Below are 18,115 nucleotides of genomic sequence, written 5' to 3' on the forward strand. Positions count from 1 at the left end.
CGAAATCCGGCTACATCCCCGCGCAATGCATGGGTTTCCATGAGTTGCGGTTGTGGTGCGGCAGGATTACGGTTCGAACATGAGCTCGCCGGCCCCAAAATCAAAAACAACCATCGCAAATGCTGACGACCCCCCGGTTATTTCCGTCCGGCAGGAGCAGCTGATGATGAGCGTCTGGTCGCACCGTCCCAAGCTTTTGCATCTGGGCTTCTTTGTTGCGGCTTATGTGCTTGCCTGCGGCTTTGCTCAATCTCTTGCAATCGTGCCCGGAACCGGCATTTCCATCTGGCCGGCGAGCGGACTTTTCATCGCGACGCTGATTCTCAGCTCCGGCTACAGCTGGCCGTGGTGGGTGCTGGGCGGCTGCCTGGCGGAGATGTTCAGCAATGTCCTGTGGTTTCACAGCCCACCAGTCGCCGCCTTCCTGATTTATGTCGGCAACGCCCTGGAGGCGCTGGTGGGAGCCTGGCTCGTGAACCGCGTGCTGACACGGCCGGTGCGGCTGGAAAGCCTGCAGGAAGTCCTTGCTTTCGTCGCGCTGGGCGCCGGGGTTGCGCCGATCGTCAGCGCGACCGTGGGAAGTGCGACGCTTGCCTGGTTCAGCATCCTGTCACAATCCTTCTTGACGGCATGGCCTCTGTGGTGGATCGGCGATGCCACCGGCGTCCTCATCGTGGCGCCGCTGGCGCTGGTCGTGCTCCACAACTGGCGGGGCAGACCGCAGCTTTCGACCACACAGTGGATGGAAGCCTGCGTTCTCGGGCTGATATTTCTAGCCATTGCCGCTCTTTCGCTGAGCGGCTACCTGCCTTTCGCCTATATCATCATGCCGCCGCTTCTGTGGGCCGCGGTCCGCTTCGAGTTCAAGGGCGCGGCGGTGTCACTCGTGCTACTGGCGCTGATAACGGCAATCTTCACGATAACGGGCGCCAGCCAATTCGCCGGCGATCCGGAGGCCCAGAAACACAAGCAGATCATGCTGCAGCTTTTTCTGGCCATCTCGGCGCTTTCGGCGCTCATTGTCGCCGCCATATCCCGCCAGCATCAACTGGCAGTGCTTTCGCTGCGCCAAAGCGTGGAGGCATTGCGCGAACGGGAACGCGAGCTCTCACAACTCGTCGACATGGTCCCGGCCCAGATCCGACGGTTGACACCGACAGGCGAGCCTGTCTTCTTCAACAAGCGCCTGATCGACTTCTTCGGCCTCGACGTCGGTGACATGGATCAGCCGGGCGTGAGCCGTCTTTCGGCCGTCATTCATACGCTGGTTCATCCCGATGATGCACCGAGGCTACTTCAGACGGTTCACCGTTCCCTCGTCAGCGGCGATCCCTTCTCGATCAAATACCGCATGCGCCGCTTCGACGGAGCCTATCGCTGGGTCGACGGTCGCGCCGAGCCGCTGCGGGACCAGAACGGCACGATCACGCAATGGTACGTCATCTCAGTCGATATCGACGATGAGATGCGCGCGCAGGAAGCGTTGCGCGAGCGTGAGCGCGAGCTCTCGCAACTGGTGGACATGGTTCCGAGCCTGCTCTGGCGGCTTGATCCTGACGGCACACCGACCTTCTTCAACCAGCGCCTGATCGATTTTCTCGGTCTCGATATCATCGATATGGAAACGCCCGGGGTGAGCCGGCTTGCGGCCCTGATCGAGGCCGCCGTCCATCCTGACGATGCCGCCGGCCTTACCGAAGCACTCCACCATTCCCTCGCCACCGGCGAACGCTTCTCCAAGCAATATCGCCTGCGGCGCGCCGATGGCGTCTATCGCTGGGTCAGAGGCAGCGCCGAGCCGCTGAGGGACGAGAACGGGCGGATCATTCAATGGTACGGCCTGACGCATGACATCGACGATCAATTACGCATCGAGGAGGAGCTGCGCGAGAGAGAGCGTTCGCTCTGGCAGATCGTCGAAACCCTGCCGGCAATGATCGATTGCGCGGCTCCCGACGGAGAACCAGTATACCGCAACCCTCAGCTCCGCGACTTCCTCGGTTATAAGCTGGAAGAACTGGACGGCAAGGGAAAGACCCGGTTGGACGGCACGCTCGACGCCGGCGTTCATCCCGACGACGTGGCGAGCGTCAAACTGGACTATGCCCATTCATTGCGCACCGGCGAGCCCTATGCGCGCCGGCATCGTTTGCGGCGGTTCGATGGCGAATATCGCTGGGTCGAGACACGCGCCGCGCCGATGCGCAATGCCGAAGGCATCATCGTCCAGTGGAATGTCATCTGCCTCGATATCGACGGTGAAGTTCGGGCAGAGGAAGATCTGCGTCAGGCGCGAGAGGGCCTTGCGCGGGCGAGCCAGGTGGCGAGCCTTGCCGAGCTTTCGGCCTCGATCGCCCACGAGGTGAATCAGCCGCTCGCCGCCGTCGTCGCGAACTCGCACGCCTGCCAGCGCTGGCTGATGGCGGAGCCGCCAAATATGGAGCGGGCGCAGCGGACGGTCGAGCGCATCATCCGGGACGCCAACTCGGCCGCCGATGTCGTCAGCCGCATCCGCGCCCTGTTCAAACAATCCGCAGACAGGAAGATCCAGACGACGCTATCCGGCATCATCGAAGAAGCACGCAACCTCATGGCCGACGAGGCGTGGCGTCGCCGCGCCCGCATCGACCTCGCGGTCGATGCCAACCTGCCGTTCATTGCGATCGACCGTATCCAGATCCAGCAGGTTCTCATCAATCTTATCCGCAACGGCATCGAGGCAATGGATGCCACCGCAGACGACAGGATTGTCGGAATCCGCGCCCACCAGGTCGGCAACCTCCTGCAGACCGAAATCAGCGATCGCGGCCAGGGCATAGAGTTTCCCGAGAAGATTTTCGAGCCCTTCTTCACCACCAAGGAAACCGGGATGGGCATGGGCCTCGCCATCTGCCGGTCGATCGTCGAACTGCACGGCGGAAGATTATGGGCGGAAAAGAACAAACCGCGCGGAGCGACGTTGGTCTTCACATTGCCCATTGAAACGGGGGCGGCGCCATGACGGCCGTCGAGCATATCGTTTTCATCGTCGACGACGATGAACGAATCCGCGAGGCGCTCGGCGAGCTTCTGGCTTCGCATGGCATGCGCGCCGTCGCTTTCGAATCGGCCTGCGACTATGTGAAGGCTGACAAGCCGGATCTCCCGGCCTGCCTCATCCTCGACATCGAACTGCCCGATATCAATGGCCTCGAGCTGCAGAGACAGATCGCCGATGGCGATCATCCGCCGATCGTCTTCATCACCGGACATGGCGACATCCCCTCCTCCGTGCGTGCGATCAAAAGCGGTGCCGTAGATTTCCTGACCAAACCGTTCAGCGATGCCGATCTCATGACGGCGATCCACGCGGCGATTGACCAGGATCGAAAAAAGAGAGGCGAGCGCGCCGAGCTCGACACGCTGAAACGGCACTATCTCGACCTGACGCCGCGCGAGCGCGAAGTGCTGCCGCTCGTGGTCAGCGGTCTTCTCAACAAGCAGGCGGCAGCCGAACTCGGGATCAGCGAAGTCACGCTGCAGATCCACAGAAGAAATGTGATGCAGAAAATGGCGGCGGCGTCGCTCGCCGATCTCGTGCGGATCGCGGAGAAACTTGAAATACCGATTACCCACTCGCGTCGGGTGGGGGGGAATTGAATATGAACGAGACAAGACATGTCGTCGCCGTTGTCGATGACGATCCAAGACTGCTTGAATCGATGGGCGACCTTCTGGAATCGGCGGGTTATGTGGCCCGAGGTTTCCCGTCGGCGGGCTCGCTGCTCGTCAGCGGGCTGTCGGACCTTGATGTGCTCATCACCGATATCGGAATGCCCGGTATCGACGGCTTCGAACTTCGCGACCTGGTAAGGAAGTCACGTCCGGAGCTGCCGGTGTTCCTGATCACGGGCCGCCACGAGATCGCCGATCAGGGCCGCGCGCAGGGCACCGGCGGGTTTTTCCGCAAGCCCTTCGATGCCCAGGCCCTGCTGACGGCTATCGCCAATGCTTTACAACAATCGAGAGATGGAGGGTAACATGAGGGTTGACCAGCCGTTGCTGCGGAGATCGGCGCCGTTATCATTGCAGTGCAGATATCAAGAGGACCAGCCGCTCGTCATTATCGTCGATGACGACGCATCGGTACGCGAGGCCCTGTCCGAGCTGATCCTGTCGGCGGGCTTTCAGCCGGTCAGTTTTGCCTCGACCCGAGAATTGCTTGACGCCGACATATTGGAAAATCCCGGCTGCCTGATCCTCGATGTGCGCATGCCGGGGGCAAGCGGCCTTCACCTGCAGAGCCATCTAGCCGAGAACGGCATTTCCAAGCCGATCATTTTTCTGACCGGCCACGGCGACATTCCGATGACCGTCCAGGCGATGAAGGCGGGTGCTGTGGATTTTCTCACCAAACCGGTGCGCGATCAAACGCTGCTCGACGCCGTCGCGGCGGCCATTGCGATGGATGCCGAACGACGTGCCGAAGCCGCAATTGCCAAACGCAATGTCAAACGCCTGGAGACGTTGACGCAGCGCGAGCGCGAAGTTCTGCACGAAGTGGCACGCGGACGCCTCAACAAACAGATCGCGTTCGATCTCGGCATTAGCGAGGTGACGGTCAAGCTGCATCGCAGCAATGTCATGCACAAGATGGAGGCCGCCTCAATCGGTGAACTGATCCGGGCCTGGGAAACGCTGCCGGCGCAAATGCGTCAGGCCGGCGCGCGTTAGCTCTTTTGCCTGGCGCCTTCCAATGACGACGAATACCGGCCTTGCGCACGGTCGGCCTGTCCATTTAATGCGCGCCGTATCCGATTCGCGTTGAAAAAGACGACGCGGAGCCGGCAATGGGTTTCGGCTTCGCACCCTTGCGGTATCTCTAAATTAAAGCTCAGGGATATGACCTCATCCCCGGCTTTGATTCCATAAGGAGATCACGCCTGAACAATCGATCGTCAGCCACGCCTTCCCCTGAAACCAACGCCTTCGACACCGAAGCAACCTTCTTGTCGGCCATTGGGAACGCCAAACGACTCCACATCCTGCATCTGTTGACCGAGGGAGAAGTGTCGGTGACCGTCCTCGCCGATGAAGTGGGATTGAGCCAATCGTCGACTTCCCAGCATCTGGCAATTCTTCGAGAACACGGACTCGTGCAGACGCGAAGGGTTGCCCAGACGATCTATTATTCCCTTCAATCCGGCGCTGCCAGGACGATGCTCGATACGCTCGCCGATATCTTCGGATCGCGCCGTCGCGCCCCTGGAGAACGCCTCCGAGCCGGGCACCTGACGAAATGACCACACGTTGCCCTTGCCGCTTCTGACTCGCCTCCAATTTTGCTGAGGCTGACCTTGCAGCCAATCAGCATCGGCGCCGCAGCGACGAGAACGCGGTTTGAACGAGATGACAGCGGCTTGCGCGTCAGCACCAAGCGGAGGCCTGTGGCACTTCACCGACATACCCCTCTGACGCATCGATCCCTGATGGACGTTTGATGTACGCCTCCTAGACCACGGTGTGGTTACGTCTCCATGGCGAACGGCGATAATGAACCCATCAGCAACGGAACGGTCAGGAGAGGGATCATGGACGTCTATGAGGCAGTCACAAGCCGACGGTCGGTGCGCGGTTTCAAAGACAAGCCAGTGGCGAGGGAGATACTCGAGCGCGTGCTGTCCGCCGCGGCGTGGTCGCCCTCAGGATCGAACATCCAGCCGTGGAACACCTATGTGATGACCGGCGCGTCGCTGGCCGAGCTCAAGACGTCAGCCATCGAGCGCGTGGCCCACGGCGACCCCTGGGACAAACGGCAGTACGAGATGTACCCGGCCGCGCTCAAGCCCCCGTACGGGGAACGCCGATCCGCCTTCGGCAAGGAGCGCTACGGCGCGCTCGGTATTGCCCGCGAGGACTGGGAGGCCCGCCAGCGCGCAGCAATCGCCAACTGGAACTGCTTCGGCGCGCCCGCCGCCCTGTTCTGCTACATCGACCGTGACCTTGGTCCACCCCAATGGGCCGATGTCGGCATGTATCTGCAGACCGTCATGCTGCTGCTGCGCGCCGAAGGACTGCACAGTTGTCCGCAGATGGCATGGTCACAGGTTCGCGAGACGGTCGCGGAAGCCCTGTCACCGCCGGACGGGCTCATCCTCTTCTGCGGCATGTCGATCGGATACGAGGATCCCGCAGTCAGTTTTGCCCGGACGGGCCGCGCGCCCCTCGCCGAGACGGTCACTTTCGTCGATGAGTAATACCTGCGCTCAAGGAACAAGAGACCCCTTCCATGCGTCCTGCGTATGATAGGTCCTTGATCATCCGCGATATTGGAGAACGCCATGACCACGCATAAAGTCGGTTATCTCATCGGCAGCCTCGCCAAGGGCTCGATCAATCGCAAGCTCGCCAAGGCGCTGGTGCGGCTCGCCCCGCCGGAACTTGAAATGTCGGAGATATCCTTCAAGGATCTGCCGCTCTACAGCTACGACTATGACGCCGACTATCCTCCGGCCGGCAAGGCATTCAAGGCGGCAATCGCGGCAGTCGACGCCGTGTTGTTCGTCACGCCCGAATACAATCGATCCATACCCGGCGGGCTGAAAAACGCCATCGACTGGGCAAGCCGCCCCTACGGCACCAACTCGTTCACGCGCAAGCCGTCAGCGGTCATCGGCACCTCGCCGGGCGCGATCGGCACCGCAGTCGCCCAGCAGAATTTGCGCAGCGTGCTCAGTTTCTGCAACTCGCCCCAGATGAATGCCCCGGAAGCTTACATCCAGTTCACACCAGGGCTGATCACCGATGACGGCGAGGTCACGAACGAGGCCACCGCCGACTTCCTTCGCAAGTTCATGCAGGACTTCCATGTCTTCATCGCAAGGGTTCGCTCGGTGCTGCCGAAAGATGCGTAGCGCTTAAAAGAACTGGCCGCTGCGATGCGGCAGCGGCCAGTTCCCGGTTTTCTTCAGCGACCTATTTAAGCGAAGGCGTAGGAGCCGTCCGGCCGCTTCGGCACGCGCCGCTGCCAGTGAATGTAGCCTTCCTCCTCCATCGCCTTCTCGTCCATTTCGACGCCCCAGCCGGGCCGGTCGGGCCGCAGTTCGAGATAGCCATCCTTCGGCAGGTAAGGGTCGACCACGTAGCGCGTCTCTCCCTGGCGCTTCTCGACATCGAGGCCGCCATAGACATAGGCCTGGCCCTTCGGCAGCCGGTATTCGAGGATGCGGAAATTCTGCGCGGCCGCCGAAAAATGCACATTGACCGCCGTCGCCAGCGGCCCCATCGGGTTGTGTGGAGCGACACCGACGAAATAGGCTTCGGCAAGCGTGGCGATGCGGCGCATTTCGCTGATACCGCCGACGACGCAGATATCGGGCTGGATCAGATCGGCGCCCTTGACCTGCAGCAGACGCAGGAATTCGTTCCTGTTGTAGAGCGACTCGCCGGTCGCAAGCGTGCAGTTGAGGCCCTGTTTCAGATCACCCCAGGCCTCGATATTCTCCGGGCGCAGCGGCTCCTCGAAAAACAGCGGGTCGTAGGGCGCCAGCGCATTGCCGAGCTGGCGGGCAGCGATCGGCTCGAAAATCTTGGCATGCGCGTCGAAGGCGATCTCGTACTCGTCATTGACCGTCTCGCGAAGCGAACGGAAATAATCCGCAGACGCTTTCACGACATTGCCCCAGCGATGGGCGTGCATATCGATCCGCCAAGGGCTGAGCTTGAAGGCGGTGAAACCCCATTCCTCCTTCAGGCGGTCGAATTCGTCGCGGGCGGCCGGCGCATCGGGCGCGGTGTAGACCCCGGCATAGACCTTGATGCGGTCACGCACCTCGCCGCCGAGCAACTTGTAAACCGGCACGTTCGCCGCCTTGGCCGCCAGATCCCACAGGCAATGGTCGAGGGCGGAGATCGCGGCAAGGCCGAGCGCGCCCGGCGGGAAGCGGCTTTGCTGGATCAGCAAATTAACGAGATACTCGACCCGTGTCGGATCCTGCCCGGAGAGGAATCCGTAGAGATAATCGAGCAGCGGCGGCAGCGCCTTGTCGGGGCCGTGATTGTAGCATTCGCCCCAACCGGTCAGCCCGTCATCGGTATCGAGGGCGACGATCACGCGCGGACGGTCCTTGTCGCGGGTCATGAAAACCCGCATGCGGTCGATCTTCATCATTCTGTCCTTCTAGCGATTGAAATAGCTGCGGCACGCCACGCGCGTCTGCACGTAGACATGTTCGTTGTCGGTTCCTGGATTATGGGCGCCCGCGGCTTGCGGCACCGAGACATTGCCGCCGCTCGGGAAGCGGGCGACGAATTCGTCGTCGATATCGCAGCCCAGCCGTTGTTCGGGAGCCCAATTCGAGGGATCGGGCTGGCCGACATGCATGAGAAACGTGCGGATTCCAGTGATTTTCATCTCTGAGAACTTCCATTCTTCAGACTGTCTGGCTTCAGACTATCAGGCGCGACGTAGCGGAAGCGCCTCGAATGATCGCGGTCGCGCGGGTCGGGGCGCGGGATCGCCGAGATGAGCGCCTGCGTATAGGCGTGCTCGGGCGTATTGCAGACCTTCTCCGCGTCACCGATTTCGACGAGCTGGCCTTTGTACATGACGCCAACACGGTCGCACATGTAGCGAATGACGCCGATGTCATGGCTGATGAAGATATAGGCGAGACCAAGCTCATCCTGCAGGCGCATCAGCAGATCGAGCACCTGTGAGCGCACCGAGACATCGAGCGCCGAGGTCGCCTCGTCGGCGACGATGACACGCGGATTGAGCGTGATGGCGCGGGCAATGCCGATGCGCTGGCGCTGGCCGCCGGAGAAAGCGTGCGGGTAGCGTTCGCGCGCCCTCGGATCGAGGCCGACCTGCTCCATGAGATGAGAGACGCGCTCGTCCAGCGCCCGCCCCTTTGCAACGCCATTGACCAGCAACGGCTCGCCGATGATCTGGGAAACGGTCATACGTGGGTTGAGGGAGCCGAACGGATCCTGAAACACCATGCGCAATTCGCGCCGTGCAGCGGCCAACGTCGGGCCCTTTGCCGTTGCCAGATCGATGACCTCGCCGCCGGCGCGGCGGTAGAGGATTTCGCCGGCAGTCGGGTCGAGCAGCCGCATGATCGAACGGCCCATCGTCGTCTTGCCGGATCCGCTCTCGCCGACAATGCCGAGCGTTTCGCCCGGCAGAAGCGAAATGGAGACATCGTCCAGCGCTTTCAAATCACCGAAATTCATCGACAGATTGCGCAGTTCGAGGATCGGCGCCGCCGTCCTGTCGAGCGGTGCGCGCGCCAACCGGATTTCGGCCTTCTGCTCCAGCTTCAGCACCGAGCCGATCAGCATGCGGGTATAGTCGTCTTTCGGCGCATGAAAGATCTGCTCGACCGGTCCATATTCCTTCGCCACACCGTTGTGCATGACGAGCACGTCGTCGGCGATCTGCGCCACGACGCCCATATCATGCGTGATGAAGAGAACGGCCATGCCTTTGGCCTTCTGCAGCCGGGCGATCAGGTCGAGGATTTCGGCCTGCGTCGTCACGTCGAGCGCCGTAGTCGGCTCGTCGGCGATCAGAAGCTGCGGTTTGCAGGCAAGCGCCATGGCGATCATCGCACGCTGGCGCATGCCGCCGGAATATTGGAAAGCATAGCGATCCAGCGCTTTTTCCGGTGACGGAATTTCGACCTGTTTGAGCAGCGATATCGCTTCCGCGCGCGCCTCGGCCTTGCTCATCCTGGTGTGCAGACGAAGCGCCTCGACGATCTGGTTGCCGACCGTGTGGATCGGCGACAGCGACGACATCGGCTCCTGAAAGATCATGGCGATGTCCCGGCCGCGGATCGCCCGGATCTGGCGCCCGCGCGGATTGAGACTGGTCAAATCGGTAGAGCCGCCGTTCTGATCGTTCAGCACGATCGATCCGGCAGCAATGCGACCGGGCGCATCGACGATCTGCAGAATCGAACGCGCCGTGACCGACTTACCGGATCCGCTTTCGCCGACGACACAGAGCGTCTTGCCCTGTTCGATCGAGAAAGAAAGATCGTTGACGGCGCGAAAAACACCGGTGCGCAGCGGGAACTCGACGGTCAGGTTTTTCACCTGGAGCAGCGGTTTGCCGGCAATGGAAACGATATCGGTCATGCCGGCCTCATTTGTTGTAGGGATCGGCCGCATCGCGCAGGCCGTCGCCGAGAAGGTTGAGCGCCATCACGGCGATCACGACGGCGCAGCCGGGCATGAACAGCCAGGGTGCGGTGGCGATCGAGCGAATGTTCTGGGCTTCGCGCAGAAGCACGCCCCAGGAGATGGTCGGCGGCTGCAACCCGAGCCCCAGGAAGGAGAGAGAGGTTTCGGCAAGGATCATCGCCGGCACCGCAAGCGTGATCGATGCTATGATGTGGCTGGCAAAGCTCGGCAGCATGTGGCGAAAAATAATGCGTCTTTCACGCACGCCGTCGAGCCTCGCGGCAGCAACGAATTCCTCGGTGCGCAAGGACAGGAACCGGCCGCGAACGACGCGGGCGAGCTGCGCCCAGCCGGTCAGCGACAGAATGATTGTGATCATCATATATTGCAGTGTTGCCGGCCAATCCTGCGGCAGGGCCGCGGCCATGGCGAGCCAGATCGGGATCGTCGGCAGAGACAGCACGAAATCGATCACGCGCTGCATGAAGAAATCGATGCGGCCGCCATAATATCCTGAGATGCCGCCGATGACGATGCCGAGCATCAACGACAGGAAGACGCCGACAAGGCCGATCGACAGCGAGACCTGCGAACCCTGCACCGTCCGGCTGAAGACATCGCGCCCCAGCCGGTCGGCGCCGAAGAGGAGCAGTGGCGTGGTCTTGTCGGGTGAGGCGATCAGATGGATGTTGCTATTGAACAGGCCAAATACCGAATATTCGTAGCCGCGCCCGAAGAACTGCACGTCGACACGCTTCGTCGTGTCTTCCTTGAAGATGGCCGCCAGGGTTTCCGGATCGCGGGTCAGCTTCATCGGATAATAATGCGGGCCGAAGGAGAACCCGTTCTCGGTATCGATCAGATGCAATTTCTGCGGCGGATGAAAGGTCGCCCGCGCATTTTGCAGATTCGGATCGTTGATGGCGAAGAAGCCGGGAACCAGGGCAACGAAATACATCAGCACGGTGACGACGAGCGCCACCATGGCCAGCCGATGCCGGCGGAAAGCCCACCAGATCAGCTGCCACTGCGATGCGACGGCGGCGCGGTCCGGCTGCAGATTTGTAACGGTGATGTCGGCCATGTGAGGCTCCTATTCCAACCGGATGCGGGGATCGACCAGCGCAAGCAGGATGTCGCTGATCAGGGAGCCTATCAGCGTCAGGGCGCAGATCAGCAGAACGAAGGCGCCCGCCAGATACATGTCCTGAGCCATCAGCGCCTGCAGCAGCAGGGGTGCTGCCGTCGGCAGATTGAGGACGATGGCGACGACGACCGAGCCGGAGATGAGATTGGGCAGCAGCCAGGCAATCGTCGAGATGAACGGATTGAGCGCGATCATCAATGGGTATTTCATCAGCAGCCGGAACTCGGAGAGTCCCTTTGCCCGCGCCGTCGTCACGTAAGGCTTCGGCAGTTCGTCGAGCATGTTGGCGCGCATGACGCGGATGAGGCTCGCCGTCGACGAGACGGCAAGAATGATGACGGGAAGCCAGAGATGCGAGAAGAGATCGACCATCTTGGCTAAGCTCCAGGGGGCGTTCTCGTATTGAGGCGAAAACAGCCCGCCGACATCCTGGCCGAATTCGACCGCCGCGATATACATCAGCACCAGCGCCAGCAGGAAGGAGGGAACGGCCAGACCGAAAAAGGTGAAGGCGGTGAAGAAATAGTCGCCGATCGAATATTTGCGTACGGCGGAAAACACGCCGATCGGCAGCGCGATCGCCCAGGTGGCGATCAACGTCGAAAGAGCCAGGACGAGGGTCAGCGCCATGCGCTCCCAGATCAGGTCGGAGACCGGCTGCTGCCATTCGAAGGAGATGCCGAAATCGCCGCGCGAGAGGATGCCCCACATCCACTTGAAATATTGGATGAGCATCGGATCATCGAGGCCGAAGCGCTCACGCAATTGCGCCGCCGTGTTCTGGTCGACGATCTCGTTGGAGGCTGCCAGCGTCGCGATATAGGTGGTGACATAGTCGCCCGGCGGCAGCTGGATCAGCACGAAAGCCAGGAAGCTGACGGCAAAGAGCGATGGAATCATCCATAGCAAACGTTTGGCGATAAAGACCAGCATGAGGCGCCTCTTGCATTGAACACCGCCCTTCGGGCCTTGCCGGCTGTCGCGGCCGGCAAGGCGTCTCGGAGGACGAACCGAAAGAAAGCGCCGTGCCGTCGGTACGGCGCTCGATCAAAATCAGCTCGTGAAGGTGAATTGCTGCGGCATCGCCGGCCCCGGATTGGGCCAAGACCAGCTGTCCGGCTCCTTCTCGGGAACATTGCGCAGATTGTTGCGGATGATGCCGAAGCCGCCGACGGCGAGGCAGAGGCCGACGGTCTCGAATTCCTCCGCCGCGATATCGAAGATCTGCTTCATGATCGCGCCGCGCTTGTCGAGATCGGCCGTGGAACGCGCCTCGTCGAACAGCTTCATGCGCTTCTTCTGGCTTTCCGGCGGTTCCTCGCCTCGCGCACCGTTGGACGTGTACCAGAGCGTCCAAGGAATGGCGTAGCGCGAGCCCTGCGGATGGAAGGCGAAAAAGTCACGCGGGTCGAGCATCGGATCGAGACCGCCAGGACCCGGCCACACCGCCGCATCATGGGCATTGTCGTCGCCGCGGGTGTAATAGAGCGCCCGCTCGATCGTGTTGACCTTCATGTCGATACCGATCTGAGCCCAATGCGTCTTGACCAGTTCCAGCGCATCGACGAGGTCGGGATAGAGCGTCGGAATGACGTCGATCGAGAAGAATACCTTCTGGCCATCGGGCCGGAGGCGAAAACCGTCGCCGCCCTTCTTGTAGCCGGCTTCATCGAGCATCGCGCCGGCCTTGTCGGCGTCATATTCGGTGAACTGGCGCGCATATTTCTCGTTGTACCAGGGATGGGTCGGACGCGGCCCGGCCTGGTAGGGTTCGCTCTGTCCGAAATAGACGATGTCGATCAGTTCCGGCCGATTGATGCCGATCGACAGCGCTTGCCGGAACGACTTGTCGGCAAACATCTTGCGCATGGCAGGATCTTTGTGGGTGATGTTGAAGTAGATCTGGCACTGTTGCGCGGCTGACGGCACGAGCGTCAGCAGGCGGTAGTCGCCTTTCTGCATATTCTGCGATAGCGTCGGCTTGTTGGCGAGCACGCTGATGTGGCGCTCCTGGATGTCGATCTTGCCGGAGATGACGTTCAGCATCAGCGATTCGACGTCCTGCGAAATGCCGAAGTTGACCTCGTCGATATAGGGAAGCTGGTTGCCTGCGGTATCGACCTGCCAGAAATAGGGGTTGCGGGTCATGACGACGCGGGTCGCACCCCCGACATAAGGCTCCTGGACGACCCAGGGATCGAGCGTCGGCTTGTCGACATTGCCCCAGCGCGTCGGAATTTCGATGTCGCCGCAGCGGCTGCGGAACAGTTCCGTCCAGCTGGTGACCCCCGCCTTCTTCACATCGGCCTCGAGGTTGGGATTATATTTCGGCAGGAACTGGCTGCAGTAATGCTTCGGGAAGAGCGTCGGATGCTGGCCGAGCGGCGTGGCAAGATTTTCCAGATAAAGCGCGTTGGCCGCTGCAAAGGTGAACTTCACCGTGTAATCGTCGATTTTCTCGACGGTGACCGGCTTGCCGGCGACGGCAAGCTGCGCCGGCGTGGCGCTGTAGAGCTCGGTATTCTTGACGCAGTCTTCGATCGCAAAAACGATGTCGTCGGCCGTGAAGGGATGGCCGTCGGACCAGCGCACGCCTTCGATCAGATGGAAGGTGAACTGGGTGGCGTCGTCGCTGACCTCCCAGCGTTCGGCCAGGTTCGGCTGGACAGCGGTGAATTCCAGGTTCCAGCGCACGAGGCTCTGGTTGCCGACCATGCGCAGGATGCCGTTGTGATCCGATGAACCGCGCAGGCCGCGCCGCAGCGTACCGCCATAGGTGCCGACCTTTTCGAACGGCGTCACCACCATCGGCTTTTTCGGCAGGCGCTCGGCGAGCGGCGGCAGTTTTCCGTCCTTGACGAGCTGCGCCAAAGCCGGCGCTTCACCTCCCGCCGCAAAAGCGCGACCGGCGATGGACAGTGCCGCAGCGCCGGCCATGCCGCCGAGAACGGCGCGGCGGGTGACACCGCGAGACAGAATTTCATTGGGCATCGATTCCTCCCCTTTTATGCCGGAACAGGCTTGTCCCGCTTGGCACGGCAGGCTCCCGACCTGCCGTTTCGCGCCCTCCTCGGCGCTGGGAGGAAACCATAGACACGTTCCCAGATGATTACAAGAGTTGACAGATAATTACAGATTCTGTAGCGATGCAGCATCAAACCTGGCGCCAAAGCCGTTGGGACGAGCCTTGGGGAGAAAAAACGGCTGATCTGTCAGATGCTGTCCAGTAGCCACACCGTGGCTGCGACAGCACGGCGCCATCCCGGCGCATGATCGAGCAGGCACATTCGGCTTCTACTCGCCGGCCAGGAAGGCGGCGGCTGAAATTGCCGCGGGGGCGGGAGAGAAAAGGACGATAATGACATTCGCAGTCGATGCCGTTTCCAACAGAGGCGCAACGCGCTTCAGCGACATCATTTACGAGAAGATCGTAGGGATGATCGCGGACGGCAAGTTTCCGGTAAATGAGCGGCTGCCGTCGGAGACGAAGCTCGCCACCGATTTCGGCGCGTCGAGGCCCGTGGTGCGCGAGGCGCTGGAGCGGCTCAGAACCGACGGCCTCATCGTCTCGCGCAAGGGGTCCGGCTCCTATGTCCGGCAGCGGCCGGACTCGTCGATGCTGAAAATGGTTCCGGTCGGCTCGCTCGCCGACGTGCAGCGCTTCTTCGAATTCCGCGCTGGGCTCGAGGCAGAGGCCGCGGAGCTGGCCGCGCGGAACTGGCAGCCGGCCGACAAGGAGCGGATCACGGCGGCCCTGGTCGCGATCGAGCAATGCCTGAAGAATGGCGAACTCGGCGCCGAGGAGGACCAAGCCCTCCACGACGCGATCGCCATGGCGACAGGCAACCAGTTTCACATCACCGTGCGCGAATGGTTCCGGCCGCATTTCGCCATCGGCCATTCGGTGACGCGAAGCCTCAGCCTGAAGCGCACGCCGGAGCAGATCCGCAGCGTGCAGGACGAGCACGCGGTGATCGTGGAGGCGATCTTCGCGCGGCAGGAAGCCGAAGCCCACGATGCGATGAAGAGACACATACTGAATGCGCGCGCCCGCATGTTCCAGGGGGTTTGAGCGATGATGGAAGGAAGAACGATGAGACGGGTTGCTGTGACAGGTGCTGCCGGACGCGTCGGGGCGCTGCTTCGCCCGTTCCTTCGCCAGCATGCAGAGCACTTGCGTCTGATCGACATTCATGAGCCCGCCGAGCTGGCTGAAAACGAAGATTTCGTGCGCGCCGATCTCTCGCAGCTCGACGAGGCGATGGCGGCCCTCAGAGAGGTCGATGGCGTCGTTCATCTTGCTGGCATCGCCAGCGGCGTCGACATGAATGCCATTCTTCAGGCCAATGTGCTCGGGACCTACAATCTCTACGAGGCCGCCCGGATCAACAAGGTCGGGCGGATGGTCTACGCCTCGAGCAACCACGCGACGGGCTTTTATCCGCGTGGCGAAGTCATATCGCCGCTTGATCCGATGCGGCCGGACAGTCCCTACGGATTGTCCAAATGCTGGGGCGAGCTGGTGGCGGGGCTCTACTACGACACTTCGGGCATCCGTTCTCTTTCCATTCGCATCGGCAATGCCGGCAGCTATCCGAACAGCGAGCGATCGATCGCGATCTGGATCAGCGCCCGGGATCTCGCGCAGCTGGTGCAGATCGGGCTCACCCATCCGTCGATCGCCGCGACTGTGGTCTATGGCGTCTCCGATACGGACGAGAAATGGTGGAACAACGATCTGGCAAGGCGGCTCGGCTACCAGCCTCAAGACCGGCCCCGCGATCACGCCCATATCGAGGGCGGAGCCGAGGGACGGGTCGCCCGCGCCTTCCAGGGCGGCGGTTTCTGCGAGTTCAACCATGACGGCAACATCCGCATGCGCGATGCCGAGGGTCTCATCAAAGACCTGGAGACGGCACCGTGACGGCGCCCCGCATCATTGAGCCGAAGATCCGTTCGGTGCTGCAGCAGCCACTGACGGTCGGTGAATCGCCCGTATGGGACGAGGAGACTGGTACTCTCTGGCTTGTCGACATCCTGGCGCCGGCAGTGCTGCGGCTTTCCCCGGAAGGCGCGGTCGACCGCTTCGCAATGCCGGCGGCGGTCGGCTGCCTCGGGCTTTGCCGTGACAGCAGGATAGTCGTCGGTCTTCAGACGGGCGTCCACCTCTTCGATCCCGCCTCGGGCGATATCGAGTTTCTTTGCGATCCGGTCGGGCGTCACGTCAACGGCCGCCTCAACGACGGCAAGGTCGGCCCGGAAGGACACTTCTGGGTCGGCTCGATCAGCGAAGCCAAGCCACAGGTAAATGACGCCGCGCTTTTTCGCGTGGGAGCCGACGGCAGCGCGCGCGCCGTCGCAACTGGTCTAACGAGTTCCAACGGCCTCGCCTGGTCGCCGGACGGCCGGCGCATGTATCACTCCGACAGCCGGCAATGTTTCCTGCAGGCCTTCGATTTCAATCCCGGGACGGGTGAACTCGGCGAAGGACGCCGCCTTCGCAGCTTCACCGAAGAACAGGGACGGCCTGATGGCGCGACGACCGATCGCGACGGGTTTTACTGGAGCGCCGGCGTTTCCGCCGGCCGCCTCAACAGAATATCTCCCGAAGGCGAGATCGTCGAAATCTACATTCTGCCGGTCGCAGCACCGACAATGCCGTGTTTCGGAGGGCCTGATTTCAGCACCCTCTACGTCACGAGCCTGTCGACCGACCGGACCGGCCGTTTCGAGGCGGGCACGGTCATCGCCTTCGACGTGGAGGCGGAGGGGCTGCCGCCTTTCCGCTTCGGCAAACAGTCATTTTGATGGAAAGCGAGCGGGGTAGAAAAATGAGCATCGCGATCATGCGCAAGGCGCTTACGGGCGTGTCGGGCGTGCCAGTCACGGCTTATGACGGTGGGGGCGAAGTTGAACCCCGAATTACGGCGAAGGTTTATGCGCGGGTGGCTGCGGCGGGCATTCACAACATCGTCGCAGCCGGCAATACCGGGGAATTCTATGCCCTGACGCCGCAGGAGATCCGGATCGTCCACGAAGCGGCGGTTGCAGGCGTCGACGGCCGCGCGCCGGTGACGGCGGCGGTTGGCCGCTCGCTGCGCGAAGCGATCGGCATGGCCAAGGATGCGGCGGCGATCGGCGCATCGGCCGTCATGTCGCATCAGCCCGTCGATCCTTTCGCGGCTCCTTCGGCTCAGATCGATTATTTCTGCAACCTCGCCGATGTGTCGGCCCTGCCGCTCGTCGCCTATGTCAGGGCCGAGGGTTTCACCGTCGCCGAAATCGTCCGCCTTGCCAATCACGGTAATATTGCCGGCATCAAATTCGCCACGACCGATCTGATGCTGCTGTCGCGCGCGATTCCCGCCGCCGACCCGAACGGTGCGCTGTTCGTCTGCGGCCTGGCGGAAAGCTGGGCGCCGACCTTCACCGCAGCCGGCGCGCGTGGCTTCACGTCAGGCCTCGTCAACGTCGCACCGAAGCTTTCGCTCGCCGTCCACGACGCACTTGAGAGGGGCGATTTCGCCGCAGCAAGAGCAATCGTCGGCAAGCTCGAACCCTTCGAGCGGATGCGAACCAAATTTCGCAACGGCGCAAACGTGACGGTCGTCAAAGAAGCCGTCACCTATTCCGGCCTCGATGTCGGGCCGGTGCGTGTGCCGGGATTGCCGCAGCTCGATCAACATGATCGCCAGGAGCTGCATCGCCTGCTTCGAGGCTGGGAGGCCGAGGGCGACATTCAAACGCAACCGGACCGGCAGGCCGTGAAGGCTGCCGGCTGAGTTCGAACATCTTCTG

At 61.8% G+C, this 18,115-nt stretch carries 16 protein-coding genes and 1 pseudogene; 11 read left to right on the plus strand and 6 right to left on the minus strand.

The genetic code is table 11. The annotated features are described in order from the left end of the window. The first annotated feature begins 163 nt into the window (after positions 1-163). The 7 genes from C4N04_RS15960 (at position 164) to C4N04_RS15990 (ending at position 6,893) form a co-directional block, all read left to right on the plus strand. Entirely contained in the window at positions 164-3,001 is a 2,838-nt protein-coding gene (locus C4N04_RS15960) for an MASE1 domain-containing protein (protein WP_106796497.1), read from the plus strand. Next, complete coding sequence (locus C4N04_RS15965; protein WP_096769940.1) at positions 2,998-3,639, plus strand: response regulator; 642 nt, start codon at positions 2,998-3,000, stop codon at positions 3,637-3,639. Before C4N04_RS15960 ends, C4N04_RS15965 begins: the two co-directional genes overlap by 4 nt. 2 nt (positions 3,640-3,641) lie before the next feature. After that, entirely contained in the window at positions 3,642-4,019 is a 378-nt protein-coding gene (locus C4N04_RS15970; RefSeq protein WP_040141746.1) for a response regulator, read from the plus strand. 1 nt (position 4,020) lies between these two features. Continuing rightward, on the plus strand, positions 4,021-4,713 hold the full coding sequence (locus C4N04_RS15975) for a response regulator transcription factor (protein ID WP_096769939.1): 693 nt from the start codon (positions 4,021-4,023) through the stop codon (positions 4,711-4,713). A gap of 209 nt (positions 4,714-4,922) precedes the next feature. Continuing rightward, entirely contained in the window at positions 4,923-5,282 is a 360-nt protein-coding gene (locus tag C4N04_RS15980) for a metalloregulator ArsR/SmtB family transcription factor (RefSeq protein ID WP_096769938.1), read from the plus strand. A gap of 288 nt (positions 5,283-5,570) precedes the next feature. Then, positions 5,571-6,236 carry a nitroreductase gene (locus C4N04_RS15985; RefSeq protein ID WP_077989139.1) on the plus strand — a complete coding sequence of 222 codons (666 nt, stop codon included), beginning with the start codon at positions 5,571-5,573 and terminating at the stop codon, positions 6,234-6,236. 84 nt (positions 6,237-6,320) lie between these two features. Then, positions 6,321-6,893, plus strand: coding sequence for an NADPH-dependent FMN reductase (locus C4N04_RS15990; RefSeq protein ID WP_096769936.1), 573 nt, complete (start codon positions 6,321-6,323; stop codon positions 6,891-6,893). Positions 6,894-6,958: 65 nt separating this feature from the next. Here the strand turns inward: C4N04_RS15990 and C4N04_RS15995 are convergent, their stop codons facing one another. The 6 genes and pseudogenes from C4N04_RS15995 to C4N04_RS16020 all read right to left on the minus strand — a co-directional run bounded on the left by C4N04_RS15995 (position 6,959) and on the right by C4N04_RS16020 (position 14,308). Then, on the minus strand, positions 6,959-8,146 hold the full coding sequence (locus C4N04_RS15995) for a galactarate dehydratase (RefSeq protein WP_106796547.1): 1,188 nt from the start codon (positions 8,144-8,146) through the stop codon (positions 6,959-6,961). Between the two features lie 12 nt (positions 8,147-8,158). Then, a pseudogene (locus tag C4N04_RS16000) lies at positions 8,159-8,314 on the minus strand (mandelate racemase/muconate lactonizing enzyme family protein); the annotation flags it as partial. Between the two features lie 74 nt (positions 8,315-8,388). Next, positions 8,389-10,125 carry an ABC transporter ATP-binding protein gene (locus tag C4N04_RS16005; protein ID WP_077989136.1) on the minus strand — a complete coding sequence of 579 codons (1,737 nt, stop codon included), beginning with the start codon at positions 10,123-10,125 and terminating at the stop codon, positions 8,389-8,391. A 7-nt stretch (positions 10,126-10,132) separates the two neighbouring features. After that, complete coding sequence (locus tag C4N04_RS16010) at positions 10,133-11,254, minus strand: ABC transporter permease (RefSeq protein WP_077989135.1); 1,122 nt, start codon at positions 11,252-11,254, stop codon at positions 10,133-10,135. A gap of 9 nt (positions 11,255-11,263) precedes the next feature. Then, positions 11,264-12,250, minus strand: coding sequence for an ABC transporter permease (locus C4N04_RS16015; RefSeq protein WP_040112166.1), 987 nt, complete (start codon positions 12,248-12,250; stop codon positions 11,264-11,266). A gap of 120 nt (positions 12,251-12,370) precedes the next feature. Then, the gene (locus C4N04_RS16020) at positions 12,371-14,308 is read right to left on the minus strand and encodes an ABC transporter substrate-binding protein (protein WP_086156604.1); all 1,938 of its coding nucleotides are present in this window, start codon (positions 14,306-14,308) and stop codon (positions 12,371-12,373) included. A gap of 367 nt (positions 14,309-14,675) precedes the next feature. On the opposite strand from C4N04_RS16020, the gene C4N04_RS16025 reads away from it, so the two are divergent. From C4N04_RS16025 to C4N04_RS16040, 4 genes are read left to right on the plus strand one after another with little or no spacing between them, the layout of a single operon-like run. After that, positions 14,676-15,389: a FadR/GntR family transcriptional regulator gene (locus tag C4N04_RS16025; RefSeq protein WP_009993885.1), complete on the plus strand. Its 714-nt coding sequence runs from the start codon at positions 14,676-14,678 to the stop codon at positions 15,387-15,389. Between the two features lie 21 nt (positions 15,390-15,410). Then, on the plus strand, positions 15,411-16,241 hold the full coding sequence (locus tag C4N04_RS16030; protein WP_106796498.1) for an NAD(P)-dependent oxidoreductase: 831 nt from the start codon (positions 15,411-15,413) through the stop codon (positions 16,239-16,241). Beyond that, positions 16,238-17,125 (plus strand): SMP-30/gluconolactonase/LRE family protein, encoded by an 888-nt coding sequence (locus C4N04_RS16035; RefSeq protein WP_106796499.1) that lies wholly within the window; start codon positions 16,238-16,240, stop codon positions 17,123-17,125. Before C4N04_RS16030 ends, C4N04_RS16035 begins: the two co-directional genes overlap by 4 nt. 23 nt (positions 17,126-17,148) lie before the next feature. Then, complete coding sequence (locus C4N04_RS16040) at positions 17,149-18,099, plus strand: dihydrodipicolinate synthase family protein (RefSeq protein ID WP_077989131.1); 951 nt, start codon at positions 17,149-17,151, stop codon at positions 18,097-18,099. The last annotated feature ends 16 nt before the right edge of the window (positions 18,100-18,115 follow it).

It is taken from the genome of Rhizobium sp. H4 (assembly GCF_003013335.1).
Classification (GTDB): domain Bacteria; phylum Pseudomonadota; class Alphaproteobacteria; order Rhizobiales; family Rhizobiaceae; genus Rhizobium; species Rhizobium sophoriradicis.

Excerpts from the sequence above, each read along its gene's own strand:
- C4N04_RS15960 (WP_106796497.1), top strand. The coding sequence starts at position 164 with ATGATGAGCGTCTGGTCGCACCGTCCCAAGCTTTTGCATCTGGGCTTC.
- C4N04_RS16020 (WP_086156604.1), bottom strand. The coding sequence starts at position 14,308 with ATGCCCAATGAAATTCTGTCTCGCGGTGTCACCCGCCGCGCCGTTCTC.
- C4N04_RS15985 (WP_077989139.1), top strand. The coding sequence starts at position 5,571 with ATGGACGTCTATGAGGCAGTCACAAGCCGACGGTCGGTGCGCGGTTTC.
- C4N04_RS15970 (WP_040141746.1), top strand. The coding sequence starts at position 3,642 with ATGAACGAGACAAGACATGTCGTCGCCGTTGTCGATGACGATCCAAGA.
- C4N04_RS15995 (WP_106796547.1), bottom strand. The coding sequence starts at position 8,146 with ATGAAGATCGACCGCATGCGGGTTTTCATGACCCGCGACAAGGACCGT.
- C4N04_RS16025 (WP_009993885.1), top strand. The coding sequence starts at position 14,676 with ATGACATTCGCAGTCGATGCCGTTTCCAACAGAGGCGCAACGCGCTTC.
- C4N04_RS16040 (WP_077989131.1), top strand. The coding sequence starts at position 17,149 with ATGAGCATCGCGATCATGCGCAAGGCGCTTACGGGCGTGTCGGGCGTG.
- C4N04_RS16015 (WP_040112166.1), bottom strand. The coding sequence starts at position 12,250 with ATGCTGGTCTTTATCGCCAAACGTTTGCTATGGATGATTCCATCGCTC.
- C4N04_RS15975 (WP_096769939.1), top strand. The coding sequence starts at position 4,021 with ATGAGGGTTGACCAGCCGTTGCTGCGGAGATCGGCGCCGTTATCATTG.
- C4N04_RS15965 (WP_096769940.1), top strand. The coding sequence starts at position 2,998 with ATGACGGCCGTCGAGCATATCGTTTTCATCGTCGACGACGATGAACGA.
- C4N04_RS16010 (WP_077989135.1), bottom strand. The coding sequence starts at position 11,254 with ATGGCCGACATCACCGTTACAAATCTGCAGCCGGACCGCGCCGCCGTC.
- C4N04_RS16005 (WP_077989136.1), bottom strand. The coding sequence starts at position 10,125 with ATGACCGATATCGTTTCCATTGCCGGCAAACCGCTGCTCCAGGTGAAA.
- C4N04_RS16030 (WP_106796498.1), top strand. The coding sequence starts at position 15,411 with ATGAGACGGGTTGCTGTGACAGGTGCTGCCGGACGCGTCGGGGCGCTG.
- C4N04_RS15990 (WP_096769936.1), top strand. The coding sequence starts at position 6,321 with ATGACCACGCATAAAGTCGGTTATCTCATCGGCAGCCTCGCCAAGGGC.